The sequence below is a fragment of the Dietzia sp. PP-33 genome, from assembly GCF_033790845.1.
Lineage (GTDB): Bacteria > Actinomycetota > Actinomycetes > Mycobacteriales > Mycobacteriaceae > Dietzia.
Map to the genome: position 1 here is coordinate 143,378 of NZ_JAMYEI010000002.1, position 19,400 is coordinate 162,777.

Sequence of the window (19,400 nt, forward strand, 5' to 3'; positions counted from 1 at the left end):
GGTGACCACTTGGCGTGATCGCCCCCGTCAGGTCAGGTGGCCCATCAAACTGGGCACATGACCGTGTCCTCATCCCGCGAATCCACCCGCGGCGCGGCCGGCCTCGACCGGCGCTCCGTCCTCAGGGGAGGAACACTCGCCGGTGCCGCAGTCGGCACCAGCGCACTGGTGGGCCCCTCCGCGATCGCAGGCGCCGCCGCGGACGGTGATGATGCGGGCGGCGGGGATGGCGGGGGTGTCTTCCGGCACGGCGTCGCATCGGGCGACCCGATGGCGGATCGCGTCATGCTGTGGACGCGGGTCACGCCCTCCCCGGACGCCGCTCCCGGTTCGGGGCTGGGCGCCCCCGTCGTCGTCAGTTGGGAGGTCTCCCTCGACCCCGGTTTCACACGCATCGTCCGGTCGGGATCGATCGTCACCGACGCCGGCCGCGACCACACCGTCAAACTCGACTGCACCGGGCTGGCCCCCGACCGCTGGTACCACTACCGCTTCCGCGCACTCGGGCAGACCTCGCACAGTGGCCGCACCCGCACCGCCCCGGCCGACGGCGCGCTCCCGGCCACCGGCCGCTGGCGTATCGGCGTGGTCTCCTGCTCCAACTGGGAGGCGGGCTTCTTCTCCGGCTACCGCCATCTCGAGGCGCGCGGGGATCTCGACGCGATCGTCGAACTCGGCGACTACATCTACGAGTACGGCCGGGGCGAGTACGCCGGCAAGTTCGGTGCGGTCCGGCCGCACGACCCGCCGCACGACATCGTGACGCTGGCCGACTACCGGATCCGCCTGGCGCAGTACCGCACCGACCCGGACCTGCAGTCGCTGCACGCGCACGTCCCGTGGATCTGCACGTGGGACGACCATGAACTGGCCAACGACTCGTGGTCGCACGGCGCCGAGAACCACGAGCCCCACCAGGGGTCGTTCCCCGACCGCAAGGCCGCCAGCGCGCAGGCCTATTTCGAGTGGATGCCCGTGCGCCCGGAATCCCTGCGCGACGGCGGACACCTCTACCGGCGGCTGCGCTGGGGCTCGCTGGCAGAGATCTCCATGCTCGACCTGCGCTCCTACCGCACCGAGGGCCCGGACCGCTTCGACGGCCACGCCATCGACGTCACGGGGACCATGACCGGGGCCGAGCAGTTCGACTGGCTGGCCCGCGGCCTGCGCTCGTCGACCGCCCACTGGAACGTCGTCGGCAACTCGGTGATGCTCACGCCCGTTCTCCTGCCGCCGCTCGACCCCCGCACCACCGCCGCGCTCACCGAACTGCTGGGCGTCCCGCGCGAGGGCATCACCTACAACCCCGATCAGTGGGACGGGTACGCGGGCGAGCGCCGCAGACTGATGGAGGTGATCCGCGCCGCCGGCACCCGCAACACCGTGTTCCTCACCGGGGACATCCACACCTCGTGGGCGAACGAGGTGCCGTTCGAGGCGGCGGACTACCCGGGTGCGGGCGTGGGCGCGGTCGAGTTCGTGACGCCCTCGATCACGAGCAACAACATCGACGACATGGTGGGGCTGCCCGAGGGAAACGCGCTGTCGCAGACCGCGCAGGGGGCGCTCGGGCAGGTCAACCGCCACGTGCGCTGGGTGGACCTGGACCGCCACGGCTTCACGGTGGTCGAGTTCACCACCGAGTACGCGCACGCCGACTACTGGGCGATCGTCGCCCGCGAGGATCCGAACAGCGGCGCGTACCCGATGGCCAGCTGGCGCACGCGGCGCGGCACCGACCGGTTGGAGCCCGCCGGGCCGCTCCCCTGATCCCGTTCACCCGATCCCATTCCGCTGATCCCATTCACCCACGCACAGCCAACTCACGAGGTCGTGGACTACGGTGGCGGGTCGACGCGCCCCGCCCGGGGACCGCGCAACTGCACGGGAGTGAGTAATGACGACGACGAGCCAGCAGCCGCCCGCGGGCGAACCTGATCCCCGGGACGACGCGAGCGGGCACCCGGCAGCTGGCGGCCCGGTGGACGGAGCTCGCGATGGCGGTGGCCGTAGGGGCGGTCTCCGCATGGCGCTCGTCGCGGCGGCCGTCGTGGTGGTCGTGGTGATCGCCGCACTGGTGTGGCTCTTCGCGGCCGGGCCGATGTCGTCGTCGGCTCGTGCCGAGCGCGCGGTCGAGCAGACGCTGCGTGAGATGACCGACTCCGAGTCGTTCGTCGAGTTCAACAGTCACCTCTGTGCCGAGAACCGCGTGCCGCAGGATCTGGTCGAGAACATCACCGCCTCCGGAGAGCAGACCGGCACCGACCTCGATGCGATGTTGCGCGAGTCCATCTCGGGGTCGTTCCCGCAGGATCTCACGGTCACCGGGGTCGATATCGAGGGCGATGTGGCCATCGCCACCGTGGAGTCCGAGTCCGACGGCTCCGGATCGGAGCAGGTGCGGATGCTCGACGAGGACGGCGCCTGGAAGGTGTGCGAACCCGGTGTCGGTATGGGCGCGGTCCCGCAGGGTGATCAGCCCGGCTGACTCGCCGCCGGTCGCTCGCACTGGGCCGCCCTGGGCCGCGCGGGAAGACTACGCGCCGCTCAGGCGAACCGACCCGCTGCCGCTGCCGCTTTCCCGCTCGGCGCCGGGCGGATTGGTGATGTGACCGTCATCGGCGATGAGGCGGTCGAGGTGTTGTCGCCATCGGTGGTCGAGGATCCGGTCACGCGCCTGGGCCAGCGGCCCGTGTGGGGTGGTGCGGTGTTCGTGTCCGGTCTCGGTGATGATGGTCAGTTCGCCGAGGGGCCCGGGCCGGTAGGCGCAGTGACCGAAGGTCTTCTCGCGGTGGTGCTTGCGACAGAGGCAGATCAGGTTCCACTCGGCGGTGGGGCCACCCAGCTCAGGACGCAGGTGGTCGAACGCGATGACATGATCGATCTCGCAGTCGTGGGCGTCGACGGTGCATCCCGGGTGGCGACAGGTCCCGTCACGTAGCCGGATCCGCTCGGCCAGCGCCGGCGTGATGAAGTACTTGAGCACCGCGTCCGGCTTGTCCTGCGCGCCGGGCTGCGGGTCGATCAGTTCGAACCGCACTTTCGCGTCGCCGCCGGAGAGCAACTCTTCGCACAGCCAGTCGAAACTCGAATAGGCGCCGTTGACGAACTGGACGCGGTTGGGCAGGCCCTGGGCGACGCTGTCGATGATCGAGATCCGGATGGGCTGTTCGGTCCCCCACGACGCACCGGGACGCGGCCTGTTCGTGCCGGTGGCGGCACCATCTGCGCCATCTGCGCGGTCGGCGCGGTCGGCGCGGTCGGCGCGGTCGGCGGCCTCCTCCGTGGCGTGCACAGCCGTGCCGATGTCGTCGGTGTTCGGGTCCCCGAGCGCGCACAGGGCGTCGGCTCGCAACTGGTCACGAGTGCGGGGATGTCCTGCCTCGGAGGCTGCGCGGGCGGCGGCTTCGATCCGGCGTCGCAGCTTCTCGGCGTCTCCGCTGGGCAGCGAGGCCCACATACTGGTCATGCCGTTGCGTGCAGGGCGGAACCGAACGGTGCGCTGCTCGACCGCGGCGTCCACTGCGTCCTCGGCGGCCCGGGGATCGTGGCGTTCTCTCGCCGCGTCGACCGCGGTGTCCAGCGCCGCCCGGCTGGGCCGGTGGCCCCCGTCCAGGTCCCTGGCCAGGGCGCCGATGACCTCTGATTCCACCCCCGCGACGATCTTGTCGGGGATCTCGGCCAGCCGGCAGGCGGTGTCGATGGCCAGTTGTTCGGGGAACAGGCCCCGCTCGACGGCCTTGCGCAGAAGCGGAAGTCGCGTGTGGATCTGCACGCCGGCGGTCACCAGACGCGCGGCGTGCCACCCAGTCAGGGACATGGCCGCCGCCAGGTGGTCACGAGCCCGGTCGGCGGGGTCGAGCCGGGCATAGGCGGGACGGGGCTCGGCAGGCTGCCGACCGGGGTCCGACCCCCGCGCCTCCCGGTCGAGCCGCCCCATGGCCTCGACGAGGTGGTGCGCGGCCTGCAACCGGGTGGCAGCGGCCAGGTTCTGCGCCAGCGTGGCCGACCGCGCCACCTCGCTCAGCGCCTCGGTGCCGAGCGTGCCCAAGGGCTCGGGCACAGCACGCAGCGGCCCGGATGCGAACGAACTCGTCGTCGTCATCGTCATCGGATCCACCACCGCACCCCCCGCCATAAATCGAACGTATGATCCATTCTATCGGCGGCAAGGTACTAGCACAAGAGTTCGAGTTGAAATTCTGGGCGACCGCGCCCAGTCCGCCTGACGATCACACGACCAGCGGCGCCCCTCCGCTGAAGGAGAGACGCCGCTGGTGGCACCGACCCCGCCGGGTCGCCGTGAGCCAGATCAGGCCGGAGACCCTATTCAGGCAGAGGCGCCCTTGGACTTGCCAGCCGACTTGAGGTCGTTGCACGCCTCGACGACGCGCTCGGACATGGCCTGCTCGGCCTTCTTCAGGTACGAGCGCGGGTCGTAGAACTTCTTGTTGCCCACGTCGCCGTCGATCTTGAGGACGCTGTCGTAGTTGGCGAACATCTGCCCCGCGATCGGGCGGGTGAACGCGTACTGGGTGTCGGTGTCCACGTTCATCTTGATGACGCCGTAGCTCAGCGCCTCCTCGATCTCGCTCTTGGCCGAGCCCGAACCGCCGTGGAAGACGAAGTCGAACGGCAGGTCACCCTGGTTCAGCCCGAGCTTCTCCACCGCGACCTCCTGGCCCATCTTGAGCACCTCGGGGCGCAGCACGACGTTGCCCGGCTTGTAGACACCGTGGACGTTGCCGAAGGTGGCCGCGAGCAGGTAGCGCTGCCCGGTGTTACCGGCACCGAGTGCGTCGATGGTGGCCTCGAAGTCCTCGCGGGAGGTGTAGAGCTTCTCGTTGATCTCGTTCTCGACACCGTCCTCCTCGCCGCCGACGACGCCGATCTCGATCTCGAGGATCTGCTTGGCGTTGGCGGTCTTCTCGAGGAGCTCGCGGGCGATCTCTAGGTTGCGGTCGAGCGGGGTGGCCGAGCCGTCCCACATGTGCGACTGGAAGAGCGGGTTCTGGCCGGCGTCGACGCGCTGCTGGGAGATCTCGATCAGCGGACGGACGAACCCGTCGAGCTTGTCCTCGGGGCAGTGGTCGGTGTGCAGCGCCACCAGGACGTCGTACTTCTCCGCCACCACGTGCGCGAACTCGGCGAGCGCGACGGCACCGGTCACCATGTCCTTTACGTTCAGGCCGGAGCCGAACTCGGAACCACCGGTGGAGAACTGGATGATGCCGTCGGAACCGGCGTCGGCGAAGCCCTTGATGGCCGCGTTGATGGTCTCCGAGGACGTGCAGTTGATCGCCGGGTAGGCGAAGCCCTCGTTGCGGGCCCGGTCGAGCATGTCCTTGTACTGTTCGGGAGTTGCGATGGGCATCTGGTCTCCTCCAGGGTTCTCGGCTGTGCGACGTGCGCATCTCGGGGCGTCGCGCCGCTGTGGCGGCGGGCGCACAGCCTCCAGACTAGGCCAGCGTGACTACGAACACTCGCGGGCCGCACGCTCGCACTATTCGGGCAGCAGTTCCGCGAGCGCCGCGTCCGCCCGGGCGAGGGCGTCGCGGTCGTGGGTCGACGTGGAGGCCATGATCTCGTCGGCCCCGGTGCGCTCCACGAGCCCTGCCAGTTCCCCGGCGACCTTCTCGGCGTCGCCGTGGACCGTCCCCGCCATCCACTCCTCCATCCGGCGGAGCTGTTGCGGGCGGAACCTGCGGCGTCGGATCTCCTCCGGTGACCGCAGCGGCCCGAACGCCCCGGTCTCCCGGGACTCGGCCATCGCCCACGCCTCCGGCAGCAGCAGCTCCCTGGCCTCCGTGGTCGAGTCGGCGACCAGCACCTCCAGGCTCACCACCACATAGGGCTCCGGAGTGGTCGCGCTCGAGTGGAACTGGTCGCGGTAGCGGTCCAGCGGCGACGGGTCGGCGAGCAGCCGCGGTCCCCCCGCGACGACCGGCAAGCCGGCACGTGCGGCCACCTCCAGGCCCCGGCCCGTGGCCAGCACGAACAGCGGGGGCGGGTCCTCGAGGACCGGCAGCGCGGTGACCGGACCACGGCCGTGGAGGAAGTCCTGCACGGCCGTGATGTCGCGACTGAACGCGTCGGTGTCGTAGTCGGTGACGCCGAGCGATTCGCGAACCGGCGCGGTGAACCCGAGCGAGCGTCCCACCCCGAGGTCGACACGACCCGGGTGCATGGCCTCGAGCATGGCGAACTGCTCGGCGACGACCAGCGGCCGGTGATGCGCGAGCATCACGCCCCCGGAGCCGAGGCGGATGCGCTCGGTGCGCGCAGCGGCGGCGGCGATCAACAGGGGCGGGCTGGCGCTCGCGATCCCGGGGACGGCGTGGTGCTCGGCGGTCCAGAAGCGGTGGAAACCCAGCGTGTCGGCCCGCTCCGCGCGGGCCAGCGTCCCCTCGAGAGCCGAGGCGTGGGCCTCACCGTGGCGGGTCCGGGACCTGTCCAGGAGGGAGAGGCGGAGGGTCTCCGGCAGGTCGGTGGGGGCCACGATCCCACCGTAGCGGCCCGGCCGCCTACTCCGGTCCGCGCCAGCGCAGGGCGACCGCGGTCGCCCCGATCACCGCGAGCGCCCCGATCCCCTGCAGTCCCGGTGAGTCGTCGGCACCGCCGTAGACGACGGCCGCCCCGCCAAGTGCGATCGCGGCCAGCACGCCGATGAGCGCCAGTACGAAGTACACCCCGCGCTTCATTCCTCGACCCATTCCAACAGGTCGCCTGGCTGGCAGTCGAGCACGCTGCACATCGCCTCGAGCGTGCTGAACCGCACGGCCTTGGCGCGGCCGTTCTTCAGAACCGCGACGTTCGCGGGTGTCAGTCCCACCCGCTCCGCGAACTCGCCCACGCTCATCTTCCGCTTGGCGAGCTCCACATCGATCCTCACGACGATCGGCATCAGACCACCGTGTCCATCTCGGAGCGCAGCGAGGTGGCCTGCCGGAGTAGCGCGCGCATGACCACCATCAGCAGCGCGGCGACGGTGATGATGACGACGACGAGGAAGAGCAACAGTGGCAGCCCGGGATCGTTCGCGTTGATGCCCACGAGCACCAGGACCAGCACGAGCATCGCCCACGCGGCGACGATCGCCCCCAGGATCACATCGACCCACACCAGAGACGCCTCGGTGAAGATGCGGTCGGACTCGACCAGCGAGAGCAGCTTCCAGGTGGCCACCACCACGACCTGGATGCAGAGCACCCAGTAGATCGACACCGCCGTCAACGGCCACCGCAGGTGTGCGTCGCCCGGCGACGTCTCGGCCATGTGCGCGAACTGCCCCGGCAGCGACATTGTCTGGAACAGGACCAGCACCGCGAACAGCAGGACGAGGAACACCCTGAGCGGCAGAACCGCACGTCTTTCGATAGTCATAGAATGATCATGGACTGATAGCTATCGAAAATCAATAGGACTATTCGATTCCGGGCCTGCGGCGCAGCTCAGGCCGGCGAGGCGTGCTCGCGGACCCAGGCGTGCATCGCGATGCCCGCGGCCACCCCGGCGTTGATCGACCGGGTGGAGCCGAACTGGGCGATCGACACGGTCCGCGCCGCCCGGAGTCTGGCGTCGTCGCTGACCCCGGGCCCTTCCTGACCGAACAGCAGCACGCAGCGGTGCGGCAGCCGGACGGTCTCGAGCGGCTCGGCGCCGGGGAGATTGTCGACGGCCACCACGGGCAGCCCCTCGGCCTCGGCCCAGTCCATGAGTGCGGACACGTCCTCGTGGTGGCGCAGGTGCTGGTAGCGGTCGGTCACCATGGCCCCGCGCCGGTTCCAGCGACGCCGGCCCACGATGTGGACCTCGGCGGCGAGGAAGGCGTTGGCGGTGCGCACCACGGTGCCGATGTTCGCATCGTGACCGAAGTTCTCGATGGCCACGTGGAACGGGTGGCGGCGGGTGTCGAGGTCGGCCACGATGGCCTCGCGACGCCAGTAGCGGTAGCGGTCGACCACGTTGCGGCGGTCGCCGGAGTCGAGCAGCTCCGCATCCCACTGATCACCTGTGGGACGCGGCTGCCCCGGGTGCTCGACAGCCCACGGTCCGACGCCGACGAGCCCGTCGCCCCACTCGGTCGGCCCGGCGGTGGGATCGAGAGCGGGATCGGCGCCGGGGCCGCTCACGAGGTCAGGCGCTGATTGACCAGCCTGATGACCCGGCCCGGGCCGATCTGCGAGGCCAGGTACATGGCGGTCGCCTGCTGTCCGACCGGACGGTGGACCTCGCGGCCCACGAGGCCGCGGATCCGGCCGAGCAGGCCGGACGGCGAGCGTCGCGTCTGCTCCGCCAGGTCGAGGATCTCGCCGGCCACGTCGCCCTCGGTCAGGTTCACGCCCATGTTCCGCATCCCCGCGGTGCTGACGCCCTCGAGCATCCCGGTTCCCACGTACAACGGCCACACCGAACACACGCGGATCCCCTTGGGCCCCCACTCCAGGCCGAGCGCCTCGGTGATCCCCCGGACGGCGAACTTGGTGGCCGAGTAGACGGCCATCTCGGCCTGGCCGTAGATCGCCGAGGCCGAGCAGAGGTTGACCACGACCGGCGAGACGGCCTTCTCCAGGTACGGGAACGCCGCCCGGCAGCCGTACATCACGCCCTTGACGTTGACGTCCACCAGCGCCGAGTCCCGCTCGTAGCTCGCGTCCATGAACGGTGTCCCGTACAGCAGCCCGGCGTTGTTGACCAGCACGTTCAGCGCACCACCGGAGCGGGCCGTCAGCTCTGCCAGTGCGGACTCCCAGGCAGCCGGGTCGGTCACGTCGAGCGAACCGGTGACCACGCGGTCATCCCCCTCCGCCCAGGCACACGGCTGCAGGTCGTACGCCCCGACGAGGTACCCGGCGTCGGCGAAGCCGCGCGCGGTGGCCTCGCCGATACCGCGGCCCGCGCCGGTGATGAGCACGGTGCGTTGCACCGGGGAGCCGGCGGCGCTCATGCCGTCGCTCCTGCGGTGCGGGCCGCCGCTGCCGTGCCCGTGAGCAGGAGCAGCGCCGCGGTGGCGTAGGTGTCGATCACGCCGACGTCCAGGGCCCGCGCGAGCGCCGATCCCTCCTCGGCCCTGCGCCTGAGCAGGATCAACGAATCGCTGAGCAGGAACACCGGCCCGGCCACCGCCAGTACCGAGGCTCCCGGGCCGGACCGGCGATCCACCGAGGTGGCCAACGCCGACAGTGTCGCGAGGAGCCCTGCGTAGGCGGCCAGCGGGGCATTGGCCCGGTCCTCGGACAGCAGGACCGCCCCCACAGCACCCGCCACCACGCCGTGCACCGCCGCCTGGGCGGGCTTGAACCGGAGCCCCGAGCGGAGCATCATCCCGCCGAGCGCCAGGTGCCCCACGCCGAAGGCGGCCGCGCCCGAGACCAACCGCGACGTCGATCGCCCGGCATGCCCGTCGCCGAGCATGAGGATCACATCGCCCGTGGTGTACGCGGCGCCGGTGACCGAGAGCAGCGCGGTGTCGACCGGGTTCAACCGGCCGTCGCGCAGGGCGACGGCCAGAGCCGACGGGACGATGAGCGGCTTGCACAGCTTCTCCAACGGACCGAACCCGGTGGCCTTGGCGATCTCCGTGCCGGCGGCGGCGGCGAGCAACGCCGGCCCCTCCGGGCGGGAGGTGTCGGAGAGTGAGAGCACCCGTTCCCTGAGCGCCTGCGACAGGTGGGCGGAGAAAGCCCTCGTCGTCGTCATCATCTACTCCAGTCCCAGATCGGTCAGGCCGAGCAGGGCGCGGTACTCCACGCCCTCGGCCCGGATAACGTCATCGGCGCCGGTGGCGCGGTCGACCACCGTCGCCACGCCGACCACCTCGGCGCCGGCCTCGCGCAGCGCGGCGACGGCGGTGAGCGGCGAGTTGCCGGTGGTGGTGGTGTCCTCGACGACGAGGACCCGCCTGCCCTCGATGCCCGGCCCCTCGATCCGGCGCTGCATCCCGTGCTTCTTGGCCTCCTTGCGGACGACGAACGAGTCGATCGGCCGACCGGGCGCGTGCATGATCGCGGTGGCCACCGGGTCCGCACCGAGGGTCAGACCTCCGACGGCGTCGAACTCCCAGTCCGCGGTGAGTTCGCGCAGCAGCCTCCCGATCAGCGGCGACGCCTCGTGGTGCAGGGTCGCCCGCCGCAGGTCGACGTAGTAGTCCGCCTCGCGGCCGGAGGAGAGGGTGACGCGGCCGTGGACGACGGCGAGCTCGGCGACCAGCTCCGCCAACCGCGCTCTGGCCGGCGCGTCGACTGTGGTGGGGGCGGGCATCTGACTCCTTAGATCGGCGGGCGGCGAGATCGGCTCGGCGGGGCGGCTCGGCGGGGGCGTCGGTGGGACTGTCGGCGTATTCGCCGACACCGGACCCATCGTTGACGACTCTAGACGCGGACCACGACAGCCGTGGACCGGCCGGGCCGCGTCCGCCGCGGACGCGCCCTCGAGGGGTCAGGTCAGTCCCGCATGTCCGGCGGCATCTGGATGCGGGTGGTCTGTTCGACGTCCGGCTCCGCGCCTGGTCGCTCGCGACCGGAGTCCGGCTCCGCGCGCCGGTGCTTGCCGCTGCCGGCCCTCGGGGGCGCGGGCTTCACGTCGGGCCGCAGCCACACCGGGGTCTCGTCCGGCGCTGGCTGCGCGTGACGGCCGCCCGACCCCGGGTCGAGGTCGCTACCACCGTCGATGCGGGCCGCGTCGAACCGCTCGACCTCGGTACGGATCTCGTCCTCGTCATCCTCCGACCCGAGTGGTTTGATGCCCGACCCGCCCGTGGACACGCCCGCGGCCAGCGGAGGCACCGACGCGTCCTCGGGATAGGCGTGGCCGGCGCCGCGGGTCGGCCGGGCCAGCGGCGGCCGCGGTTCCAGGTGATCCGCGGCGACGTCGCCCCGCGCCGGCACGGGGCCGGTGGGCTCCATGATCTCGGCGAAGGGGTCGAGTTCCTGCGCCGCGGGTCCCTGCGCTGCGGGTTCCTGCGCTGCGGAATCCCCGGCGGCGGGCCCGGACTCGTCGACCGGCTCCGACCCGGCGGGCACGGTCGGGTCCGCTCCGGGCTCGGGATCGGTGTCCCCCCGGTCGGCCACCACGGGGGCGTCGGAGAGATCGCGGGCACCCGTGCGATCGGGCACCAGTCGCAGATGCCCCGCCCTCCGGGGCCCGGTCCGCTCCGGGGAGTGGTCCGCGGCCGGCCCGTCGGCGGCCGGCCCGTCGGCGGCCGGCTCCTCGGCGACCGGCTCGGCGATCGTGGCACCGGCGGGATCCCCGGGCGCCGGATGCGGGTCCGACACCGCACCGGCCTGCCCGTGCGTGCCGGTGCCCACCTCACCGTCCATGCCCACCGTGGGATCAGCGTCCGGTCCGCTCGCCGCGCCCGGGGCCCCCGGGTCGATCTCGACGGGCAGCGCGCGGGCCCGGCCACCGATCGGCGGGAACGGGGCCACCACATCGGCCGCCGCGTGCAACGCCATCACGACGTCGTCCCAGGTGGACGGGTCGTCGACCCCGTCGAGCGTCGCAGCCACCCACTCGCCCTCCGCCCAGACGCGACGCACTCCCGCCGGGACATCGCGGACCGCACCGGCCAACCGGTCGCGGTCGATCAGGTCGAGCCGGCCGTAGTCGGAGGTCCGCGCCTCCAGCGACGCCACCTCTCCGGCGTCGTGGAAACCGGGTTCGGCGTCGACATCGGGGCGGCTCAGGTCCAACACCACGTCGGAGGCCGTGTCGCGGCGCATCGCCAGGACGGTCCTGCCACCGGTCACACCCATGATCGCCCTGCGGCCCCGGAACATCCCGTGCGAGACGGTGCCGAGTGCGCTGAGACCGCCGGCGAAGTCCCCGTGCCGGAACTCGGGCGCGGGAGTGGGGGTCGGCTCGAAGTCGCGGTCCTCCAACCACCGCACCACGGGCGAGTCGGCGAGCGGATCGGCCGGGGGCGCGGCCACCGGCTCGGGGGGACGCCCGCTCTGCCGCCGCGCGGGCAGGAACCCCCGGACCCGGTCGAGCAGTCGCGGCGACGAGTCGGCGGTGGGCTCGGCGGCCTGCTCCGGCACGTCGGGCGACTCGGGCATGTCGCGCGCGTCGGTCTCGTTCGCGGGCTCACCGGGGTCGTCCGCGTCGGCCTCCGGTGCACGGGCCGTGCCCGACTCATCCTGCGACTCCGGGCCGAGGTCGGTCTCCCGCTCCGGGCCGGCGGTCCCCGACGTCCGCTGGAAGGGCGCCAGTCGCGGCGCCCCCGACTCGTCCGGGTGCTCCCCGCCGGGCTGTTCGACCGAGTCGGCCGGCGGGGCGACGGGCGGGACCTCGTCGTCGTCGGACAGTGGTCCCTCCCCCACCGACCCGGCGCCGACCGCCGGCGGGGTCTCGCGCGGCGTGGTGCCCCCGCGCTGCCTGGCGTCCAGGCGTAGGAGGACGAGCGCCGCCGCGAGCAGCGCGAGGGCCAGGAGGAACCAGAACACGACCATGTCCACAGAGGGTAGTCAGCGCTGGTGGGGTTGCCCGACAGGCACCGCGGCGCTGCGTGACCTGGGCGCGTCGTCGGCGAGGACCGTCAGGGCTTGTCGCCCAGCGCGATCGGCCGTCTGCGGTCCGCCGACCACTGCGACCACGAGCCCGGGAACAACCGCCCCGCCTCGAGCCCGGCGACCTCCATGGCCGCGAGCGCGTGGCAGGCGTGGATCCCGGATCCGCAGTACACCACCGTGTCCTGACCGCTGGTCACACCGATATCGGCGAACATCTGGCGGAGGCGCTCGGCGGGCAGGAACCGCCCGCGGTCGTCGAGGAACGACGTGGTGGGCAGGTTGATGGCGCCGGGGATGTGGCCGGCGCGCGAGTCCATCGGCTCGGTGAGCCCCGCGTAGCGTTCGGCGGCACGGACGTCGATCAGCACGCCCTCGCCGGGCCAGGAGGCGGTCCGGTCGATGTCGACCGTGCGCATGTGGTCGAGGTCGAAGGTGAAATCGCCGCGCTCCACCGGGTTCCCCGGCCCGACCGCCAGATCCTCACCCTCGGCGATCCACGCCTTGAGACCGCCGTCGAGCAGGTAGACGTCCTGCTTGCCGGCCCACCGCATCAGCCACCAGGCGCGCGCCGCGGAGGTGTTGCCGGAGTCGTCGTAGATCACCACGCGACTGTCGTTGTCGATCCCGGCCCGGCGCAGGGCCTCCTCGAACTCGTCGTGTGAGGGCAGTGGATTGCGCCCTTCCCGGACGTTGCGCGGGGCCGCGAGCTCGGTGGGGAGGTCGATGTACTGCGCTCCGGGGATGTGGCCGGAGTAGTAGTGCTCCCGGCCCCGGGTGTCACCGAGCTGCCAGCGCACGTCCAGGATCACCGGCGGCGGGATGGTCGGGACGTCGCCGATGAGTTCCCGCGCCGAGACGAGGAGAGGGCGGACCTGGGCATCGAGGACGGGGGCGGGTTCGCTGGTCACGCCCCAAGGATAGTCCCGATGACGACGAGGTGGTCCCCTGCACGATGGCTATCTCGTCACACAGTGGACGTAGCAGCATGTCAAGGGCGTCGACATACGAGACGGGCCCGGCCACCACGTGGGTGGTCGGGCCCGTCAGGCGCCGTGCGCGTCAGACCTTGAGTCAGCTCAGGCTCAGCGACTCGCCGTCCTCGGCCAGCGAAACCGTCACGGTGTCACCGTCGCGGATCTCGCCGCCCAGCAGGGCGCGGGCGAGCCTGTCGCCGATCGCCTTCTGGACCAGCCGGCGCAGCGGGCGGGCGCCGTAGGCCGGGTCGTACCCCCGCCGGGCCAGCCAGCCCTTGGCCGCGTCGTCGACCTGCAGAACCAGTCGCCGGCCCTTGAGGCGCCGCGCGAGCTCGTCGATCTGGATGTCGACGATGTGCTCGAGCTGCTCCTCGCTGAGCGGATCGAACATCACGACGTCGTCGAGCCGGTTGATGAACTCCGGCTTGAACGCCCGCTTGACCGCGTCCATCATCTGCTCCCGCGACCCTCCGGCGCCCAGGTTGGAGGTGAGCACCAGGATGGTGTTGCGGAAGTCGACCGTCCGCCCCTGTCCGTCCGTGAGCCGGCCGTCGTCCAGGACCTGCAGCAGGATGTCGAACACGTCCGGGTGCGCCTTCTCGACCTCGTCCAGCAGGACGATGGTGTACGGCCTGCGCCGCACGGCCTCGGTGAGCTGCCCGCCGGACTCGTAGCCGACGTACCCCGGAGGCGCACCGACGAGTCGCGAGACACTGTGCTTCTCGGAGTACTCGCTCATGTCGATCCGGACCATGGCCCGCTCGTCGTCGAACAGGAACTGCGCGAGCGCCTTGGCCAACTCCGTCTTGCCCACACCCGTGGGGCCCAGGAAGAGGAAGGAGCCGGTCGGCCGGTTCGGGTCCGCGACCCCTGCCCTCGCCCGCCGGACGGCGTCGGAGACCGCCTGGACGGCGTCGTGCTGGCCCACCACGCGCCTGCCGAGCTCGTCCTCCATGCGCAGCAGCTTCTCGGTCTCGCCCTCGAGCATCTTGCCCACGGGGATGCCGGTCCACGCCGACACCACCTCGGCCACGTCCTCCGGACCGACCTCCTCCTTGAGCATGGCGTTCGCGGCCGCGTCACTGTCCTCGGCATCCGCCAACTGCTTCTCCAGCTCGGGCATCCGGCCGTAGCGGATCTCGGCGACCCGTGCGTAGTCGCCGTCGCGCTCGGCCTTCTCGGACTCGGTGCGCAGCGCGTCGAGCTCCTCCTTGACCTTCTGCACGCCCTGGATGGCGGTCTTCTCGTTCTGCCACCGGGCGGTGAGCTCGGCCAGCTTCTCCTTGGAGTCGGCGAGCTCGCCCTGTAGTGCCACGAGACGGTCCTTGGACGCGGCGTCGGTCTCCTGCTGGAGCGCGACCTCCTCGATCTCGAGCCGGCGCACGATGCGCTCGGCCGCGTCGATCTCCTCCGGTCGGGAGTCGATCTCCATCTTCAGGCGACTGGCGGCCTCGTCGACGAGGTCGATCGCCTTGTCCGGGAGGAAGCGCGAGGTGATGTAGCGGTCCGAGAGCGCGGCCGCGGAGACCAGGGCCGAGTCGGTGATGCGCACACCGTGGTGCACCTCGTACCGCTCCTTGAGTCCGCGCAGGATGCCGACCGTGTCCTCCACGCTCGGTTCGCCCACGAAGACCTGCTGGAAGCGGCGCTCGAGCGCGGCGTCCTTCTCGATGTACTTGCGGTACTCGTCGAGCGTGGTGGCGCCGACCAGCCGCAGCTCGCCGCGGGCGAGCATGGGCTTGATCATGTTGCCCGCGTCCATCGAACCCTCGCCGGTCGCACCCGCGCCGACGATGGTGTGGACCTCGTCGATGAACGTGATGACCTGGCCCTCGGAGGCCGTGATCTCGTCGAGCACCGCCTTGAGCCGCTCCTCGAACTCGCCGCGGTACTTGGCGCCCGCGATCATCGAACCGAGGTCGAGTGAGAGCAGGGTCTTGCCCTTGAGCGACTCCGGGACGTCGCCGTCCACGATCCGCCGCGCCAGGCCCTCGACGATGGCGGTCTTGCCCACGCCGGGTTCGCCGATCAGGACGGGGTTGTTCTTGGTGCGCCGGCTCAGGACCTGCACGACGCGCCGGATCTCCGAATCGCGGCCGATGACCGGGTCGATCTTGCCCTCGCGTGCCCGGGCGGTGAGGTCCGTGGAGTACTTCTCCAGGGCCTGGTACTGGTCCTCCGGGTTCTCGGTGGTCACACGGGTGTTGCCACGGACCGCGGTGAACGCCTGCTTGAGCGCGTCCTCGGTCGCGCCGAGCTCGTTCAGGAGCTTGGCCGCGTCTCCTCCGGTGTGGCCTGCGGCGATGCCGACCAGGACGTGCTCGGTGGAGACGTAGGCGTCGCCCATCTCGGAGGCGAGGGACTGAGACGAGGAGATGACGGCGAGGGCGTCGCGGTTGAAATTGGGCGCGGCCAGTCCCGAGCCGGACGCGCTGGGGTAGCTCGCGGTGAGGCTCCTGGCCTGGGTGAGCGCCAACTGCGGATCGACGCCGCATGCCTGGAGCAGTGGTGTGGCGATGCCGTCCTGCTGCTCGAGCAGTGCCACCAACAGGTGACCGGGACGGACATCGGGGTTGCCCGCCGCCGAGGCGGATTGGACGGCGGCCGACAGAGCCGCCTGGGTCTTGGTCGTGGGATTGAACTGGCTCATCGACCGGTCCTTTCTTCGCTGTGATGTTGAGCGTACTCGGGTCAATGTCGACACGTTCCGGGCCTGACGATTCATACAACCGTCGATGGGTTGAGTCTATTCCGCTCAATCTTCCCATTTTCGGGAGGCCGGCTCCGCCAACCGGGGGTATGCCCACCTCGCCCATCGTGTCCCCATAGTCTTTCCCGATGGACCAGAAAGATCAGCGCAGGCGCCTCGGCAGCAATGACTTCGACATCGAGGACGAGCTGCTGGAGGAGGCCGTCGACACGGTCGTCGAGGGCGCCGAGCGCCTGAACCGGAAGTGGCCCGAGCTCATGGTCACCGGGTTCTTCGGCGGCATCGACGTGGGGCTGGGCATCCTCGCGATGATGCTCGTCAAGCAGGCCACCGACTCCGACATCCTGGCCGGCATGGCATTCGGCATCGGCCTTCTCGCGCTCAAGCTGGCGCACTCCGAACTGTTCACCGAAGAGTTCCTGCTGCCTCTCAACGCGGTGATCGCCGGCCAGGGCACCGTCGTGCAGATCGTGCGGTTGTGGGCGGTGTCCCTGGTCACGAACCTGCTCGGGGGACTCGCGTTCATCTCGATCATCGTGTTGGCGCTACCGAACTACCACCAGACACTCGTGGACTCCGCCATGGAGTACATGGATCAGCCCTCGCTGGTGGTCATGATCGCCCTCTCCCTGCTCGCCGGTGCCACCATCACCCTGGGGACCCGGATGCAACAGGGGACCGACAACGATGTCGTCAGCGCCATCCTCTGCATGATCTCCGGGTTGCTCGTGATCGGACTCGGCATGCTGCACGGCGCGATCAACGCGATCATCATCTTTGCCGCGATGCTCGCCGGGGCCGGTATCACCATCCCGGACTTCCTCTACTGGTTCGCGATCGTCATCCCGTTCAACATGCTCGGCGGACTGCTCATCATCACGCTGCCCCGCCTGGTGCGCACCCACCGGATCCTCAAGGCCGTCCGTACCGGCGACATCTCGCTCGAGGAACTCGAGGACGAGGCGGAATAACGGCGCCACATGTGAGTAAGCTCTCACGCACCCGGGCGCTCCCCCTCCGATCCGACCGCCCCCCATGAGCCCCAGATAGGCCCCGGTGAACCGGACTCGAACCACACCCTCGGCGGTCACCCTGCTCGTGTACCTGGTGGCACTCGCCGTTCCAGTGCTGCTCGGCCTGGCCGTCGTCGGCTCGTCCCCGTACCTCCTGGCCCGAGTCGTCCCGGAAGAACACCGCGAGACCGTCGCCGCTTTCGGCACGGGCGCGGCGAGACTGTCGGGAGAAGGCGGAGGCCTCTTCCGTGCCGCCGGGGACGGTGGTGTGGCCATATACACGGTCCCGGGCGCCCCGGTGCCCCATCAGGGAGAGTGGTCGCCACGACGCGCCGAGGACCACCCGCCACCGCCCGGACTGATCGCCGGTATCGACTTCGCTGTCGAGATCGTCGACGACGCCTACATCGCCCACTGGCCCTGCGGGCACGACATCCCCGTGTGGTCGTTCGGGGCGCCACCGGGCAGCGAGGCGGATCTGGTCTGGGCGGTCGAGACCCTCGCCTCCGTCAGCGGGGTGCCACTGAGATACGCGGGACCCGGCGCGCAGGAGGACAGGGAGGGCCGGGGCGCCATCACCGTGAACTACGGCGACCATCCGATGTTCGAGGACCCGGAGGTGGCGGGGGTCGGCGGCCCGGCGATCTGGCCCGAGGGGTTGATCCTGCAGGGGTCGGTGACCCTCCGGCCCGATCAGGTCAGTCCCGTCGCGGGCGACCCGTGGGCCCGCGCCCTGACGATGCACGAGCTCATGCACGCGATGGGGGTCGATCACGCGGCCCGGCACCGCCGGGAGATCATGGCGGAAGGGCCCGGGTCCGACCCCCAGATGCTCCTCGGCCACGGTGACCTCTTCGCGCTCCACCTGGTCGGATGCCACTGACTGGTCGGATGCCACTGATCCCGGGCGATCGCCGGTACCGCGAACGCATCCGGCCCGGCGGGCCTACGCTCACCTCATCGTCGTCGTCCCCCGGAGGTCTCCCATGTCCATGCGCACCCGGCCCGCCGTGCTGGCCGCCACCGCCGCGCTCACGCTGGCCTCACTGACCGGCTGCAACGCGATGGATCCCAACCAGGGCGGCGACACCACCTGTGGTGACTACATGGAGATGGCCCCCGAGGACCAGCGCGAGGTGATCACCACCTTCCTCGAGGAGAAGGGACAGGAGGACCCCGCCGGCATGGAGGTCACGCTGACCCTGGAGTCGGCCAAGCTCTACTGCAGCACGGTGGGGCAGACGAGCGATCCGATCCGCAACGTCGACACCGGCTAGACCAGCACAACCCCGTTCCGCGACACACCCGCCTCCCCGCTCGCTACGAAGTAATGGTGAGAATGGTCGCAGTGGAACAGGAGGCGGTCTGATGAGGAACGGCGTCGTCGTGGACATCGGCGGAAGTGGCACGCGTGTCGGGGCCGTCATCGACGGTCGTGTCGTGGGCGTGCACGCGGCCGGGGTCGCCACCGCCGAGGACCTGGCCGCGGCGATCCGGGCCGTCGACCCCTCCCCCAACGGCGTCGGGGTCTCGGTGAGCGGACACGTCGACGCCGACCGCGGGGTGATCGAGACCTCCCGCGCGGCCGCCTGGGCGGAAGGCCCGCTGCGCGACCCCCTCGTCACCCTCCTCGACGCGCCGGTCTCGGTGATCGGCGACGGCGACGCCCACGCGCTCGCCCTCACCCGACTCCCCGACGTCGAATACGGCGGAATCGCGATCTCCCTCGGTGCCTCCCTCGCCTTCGGCGCCCTCAACCACCACGGTGCGCTCATCCACCCGTGCGGTCACACCGGGTGGGACCTGGGGCACTGGCGACTGGTCGGCGACGGCGCGAACACCGAGGCGTGGTGGGCGCTCGGTGGACACGGCCTGTACGACCTCGAACGCGAACACGGCGACGGCGCCGCCGAGATCTACGCCTACCGGCTCGGATCCTTCCTCGTCGACACCGTGCAGCTCTTCCGACCCCGTACCGTGCTGCTCACCGGCGGGATCATCGCGGGCCTGGGAGAAGCGCTCCACGGGCCGGTCGCAGAGCAGCTGCAGTCGCTCCCGATCTCCGTCGCCACCCCCCGGGTCGTGTACTCGCCCTCCCGGGACACCGCCCTGTTCGGGGCCGCGGTGGCCGCGGGACTGGCGCTGCCCGAGATGCGGTGACCGGGGGACCTGTCCCGCCAGGGCCCGGCGACGG

General features: G+C 70.9%; 19 protein-coding genes. 6 read left to right on the top strand and 13 right to left on the bottom strand.

Features of this window, described 5'->3' with window-relative positions:
- Positions 1 to 57: 57 nt before the first annotated feature.
- Entirely contained in the window at positions 58 to 1,770 is a 1,713-nt protein-coding gene (locus tag NJE57_RS04815) for an alkaline phosphatase D family protein (RefSeq protein WP_319027264.1), read from the top strand.
- Between the two features lie 127 nt (positions 1,771 to 1,897).
- Positions 1,898 to 2,488 (top strand): hypothetical protein, encoded by a 591-nt coding sequence (locus NJE57_RS04820; RefSeq protein ID WP_319027265.1) that lies wholly within the window; start codon positions 1,898 to 1,900, stop codon positions 2,486 to 2,488.
- Between the two features lie 48 nt (positions 2,489 to 2,536).
- Here the strand turns inward: NJE57_RS04820 and NJE57_RS04825 are convergent, their stop codons facing one another.
- The 13 genes from NJE57_RS04825 to clpB form a co-directional block, all read right to left on the bottom strand.
- Positions 2,537 to 4,111: an HNH endonuclease signature motif containing protein gene (locus NJE57_RS04825; protein WP_319027266.1), complete on the bottom strand. Its 1,575-nt coding sequence runs from the start codon at positions 4,109 to 4,111 to the stop codon at positions 2,537 to 2,539.
- 219 nt (positions 4,112 to 4,330) lie between these two features.
- A complete protein-coding gene (fbaA, locus tag NJE57_RS04830) occupies positions 4,331 to 5,374 on the bottom strand; it encodes a class II fructose-bisphosphate aldolase (protein WP_319027267.1) in 1,044 nt (347 codons plus the stop codon).
- 129 nt (positions 5,375 to 5,503) lie between these two features.
- On the bottom strand, positions 5,504 to 6,499 hold the full coding sequence (locus NJE57_RS04835; protein ID WP_319027268.1) for an MsnO8 family LLM class oxidoreductase: 996 nt from the start codon (positions 6,497 to 6,499) through the stop codon (positions 5,504 to 5,506).
- 25 nt (positions 6,500 to 6,524) lie between these two features.
- Positions 6,525 to 6,701, bottom strand: coding sequence for a hypothetical protein (locus tag NJE57_RS04840; protein WP_319027269.1), 177 nt, complete (start codon positions 6,699 to 6,701; stop codon positions 6,525 to 6,527).
- On the bottom strand, positions 6,698 to 6,904 hold the full coding sequence (locus NJE57_RS04845) for a helix-turn-helix transcriptional regulator (RefSeq protein WP_319027270.1): 207 nt from the start codon (positions 6,902 to 6,904) through the stop codon (positions 6,698 to 6,700). Before NJE57_RS04845 ends, NJE57_RS04840 begins: the two co-directional genes overlap by 4 nt.
- Entirely contained in the window at positions 6,904 to 7,383 is a 480-nt protein-coding gene (locus tag NJE57_RS04850) for a DUF2975 domain-containing protein (RefSeq protein ID WP_319027271.1), read from the bottom strand. Before NJE57_RS04850 ends, NJE57_RS04845 begins: the two co-directional genes overlap by 1 nt.
- Positions 7,384 to 7,451: 68 nt before the next feature.
- The gene (locus NJE57_RS04855) at positions 7,452 to 8,132 is read right to left on the bottom strand and encodes an RNA methyltransferase (RefSeq protein ID WP_319027272.1); all 681 of its coding nucleotides are present in this window, start codon (positions 8,130 to 8,132) and stop codon (positions 7,452 to 7,454) included.
- Positions 8,129 to 8,947: an SDR family oxidoreductase gene (locus NJE57_RS04860; RefSeq protein WP_319027273.1), complete on the bottom strand. Its 819-nt coding sequence runs from the start codon at positions 8,945 to 8,947 to the stop codon at positions 8,129 to 8,131. Before NJE57_RS04860 ends, NJE57_RS04855 begins: the two co-directional genes overlap by 4 nt.
- Positions 8,944 to 9,702 carry a lysoplasmalogenase family protein gene (locus tag NJE57_RS04865; protein WP_319027274.1) on the bottom strand — a complete coding sequence of 253 codons (759 nt, stop codon included), beginning with the start codon at positions 9,700 to 9,702 and terminating at the stop codon, positions 8,944 to 8,946. The genes NJE57_RS04860 and NJE57_RS04865 overlap by 4 nt, the downstream gene beginning before the upstream one ends.
- Positions 9,703 to 10,260 (bottom strand): orotate phosphoribosyltransferase, encoded by a 558-nt coding sequence (pyrE, locus tag NJE57_RS04870; RefSeq protein ID WP_319027275.1) that lies wholly within the window; start codon positions 10,258 to 10,260, stop codon positions 9,703 to 9,705.
- Between the two features lie 182 nt (positions 10,261 to 10,442).
- Positions 10,443 to 12,449 carry a hypothetical protein gene (locus tag NJE57_RS04875; protein WP_319027276.1) on the bottom strand — a complete coding sequence of 669 codons (2,007 nt, stop codon included), beginning with the start codon at positions 12,447 to 12,449 and terminating at the stop codon, positions 10,443 to 10,445.
- Positions 12,450 to 12,535: 86 nt separating this feature from the next.
- Positions 12,536 to 13,417, bottom strand: coding sequence for a sulfurtransferase (locus NJE57_RS04880; RefSeq protein WP_319027277.1), 882 nt, complete (start codon positions 13,415 to 13,417; stop codon positions 12,536 to 12,538).
- A 163-nt stretch (positions 13,418 to 13,580) separates the two neighbouring features.
- Positions 13,581 to 16,133: an ATP-dependent chaperone ClpB gene (clpB, locus tag NJE57_RS04885; RefSeq protein WP_319027278.1), complete on the bottom strand. Its 2,553-nt coding sequence runs from the start codon at positions 16,131 to 16,133 to the stop codon at positions 13,581 to 13,583.
- Positions 16,134 to 16,321: 188 nt separating this feature from the next.
- Between clpB and NJE57_RS04890 the strand changes: the two genes are divergently transcribed.
- The 4 genes from NJE57_RS04890 (at position 16,322) to NJE57_RS04905 (ending at position 19,366) form a co-directional block, all read left to right on the top strand.
- Entirely contained in the window at positions 16,322 to 17,164 is an 843-nt protein-coding gene (locus tag NJE57_RS04890) for a formate/nitrite transporter family protein (protein ID WP_319027279.1), read from the top strand.
- An 85-nt stretch (positions 17,165 to 17,249) separates the two neighbouring features.
- Positions 17,250 to 18,089 carry a hypothetical protein gene (locus NJE57_RS04895; protein ID WP_319027280.1) on the top strand — a complete coding sequence of 280 codons (840 nt, stop codon included), beginning with the start codon at positions 17,250 to 17,252 and terminating at the stop codon, positions 18,087 to 18,089.
- A 103-nt stretch (positions 18,090 to 18,192) separates the two neighbouring features.
- Positions 18,193 to 18,483, top strand: coding sequence for a hypothetical protein (locus tag NJE57_RS04900; protein WP_319027281.1), 291 nt, complete (start codon positions 18,193 to 18,195; stop codon positions 18,481 to 18,483).
- A gap of 91 nt (positions 18,484 to 18,574) precedes the next feature.
- Entirely contained in the window at positions 18,575 to 19,366 is a 792-nt protein-coding gene (locus NJE57_RS04905) for an ROK family protein (protein WP_319027282.1), read from the top strand.
- The last annotated feature ends 34 nt before the right edge of the window (positions 19,367 to 19,400 follow it).

Coding starts and splice junctions, on each gene's coding strand:
- pyrE (WP_319027275.1), bottom strand. CDS start 10,260: ATGCCCGCCCCCACCACAGTCGACGCGCCGGCCAGAGCGCGGTTGGCG.
- NJE57_RS04840 (WP_319027269.1), bottom strand. CDS start 6,701: ATGAAGCGCGGGGTGTACTTCGTACTGGCGCTCATCGGCGTGCTGGCC.
- NJE57_RS04905 (WP_319027282.1), top strand. CDS start 18,575: ATGAGGAACGGCGTCGTCGTGGACATCGGCGGAAGTGGCACGCGTGTC.
- NJE57_RS04890 (WP_319027279.1), top strand. CDS start 16,322: ATGGACCAGAAAGATCAGCGCAGGCGCCTCGGCAGCAATGACTTCGAC.
- NJE57_RS04865 (WP_319027274.1), bottom strand. CDS start 9,702: ATGATGACGACGACGAGGGCTTTCTCCGCCCACCTGTCGCAGGCGCTC.
- NJE57_RS04815 (WP_319027264.1), top strand. CDS start 58: ATGACCGTGTCCTCATCCCGCGAATCCACCCGCGGCGCGGCCGGCCTC.
- NJE57_RS04825 (WP_319027266.1), bottom strand. CDS start 4,111: ATGACGATGACGACGACGAGTTCGTTCGCATCCGGGCCGCTGCGTGCT.
- NJE57_RS04850 (WP_319027271.1), bottom strand. CDS start 7,383: ATGACTATCGAAAGACGTGCGGTTCTGCCGCTCAGGGTGTTCCTCGTC.
- NJE57_RS04820 (WP_319027265.1), top strand. CDS start 1,898: ATGACGACGACGAGCCAGCAGCCGCCCGCGGGCGAACCTGATCCCCGG.
- NJE57_RS04860 (WP_319027273.1), bottom strand. CDS start 8,947: ATGAGCGCCGCCGGCTCCCCGGTGCAACGCACCGTGCTCATCACCGGC.
- fbaA (WP_319027267.1), bottom strand. CDS start 5,374: ATGCCCATCGCAACTCCCGAACAGTACAAGGACATGCTCGACCGGGCC.
- NJE57_RS04845 (WP_319027270.1), bottom strand. CDS start 6,904: ATGCCGATCGTCGTGAGGATCGATGTGGAGCTCGCCAAGCGGAAGATG.
- NJE57_RS04900 (WP_319027281.1), top strand. CDS start 18,193: ATGTCCATGCGCACCCGGCCCGCCGTGCTGGCCGCCACCGCCGCGCTC.
- clpB (WP_319027278.1), bottom strand. CDS start 16,133: ATGAGCCAGTTCAATCCCACGACCAAGACCCAGGCGGCTCTGTCGGCC.
- NJE57_RS04875 (WP_319027276.1), bottom strand. CDS start 12,449: ATGGTCGTGTTCTGGTTCCTCCTGGCCCTCGCGCTGCTCGCGGCGGCG.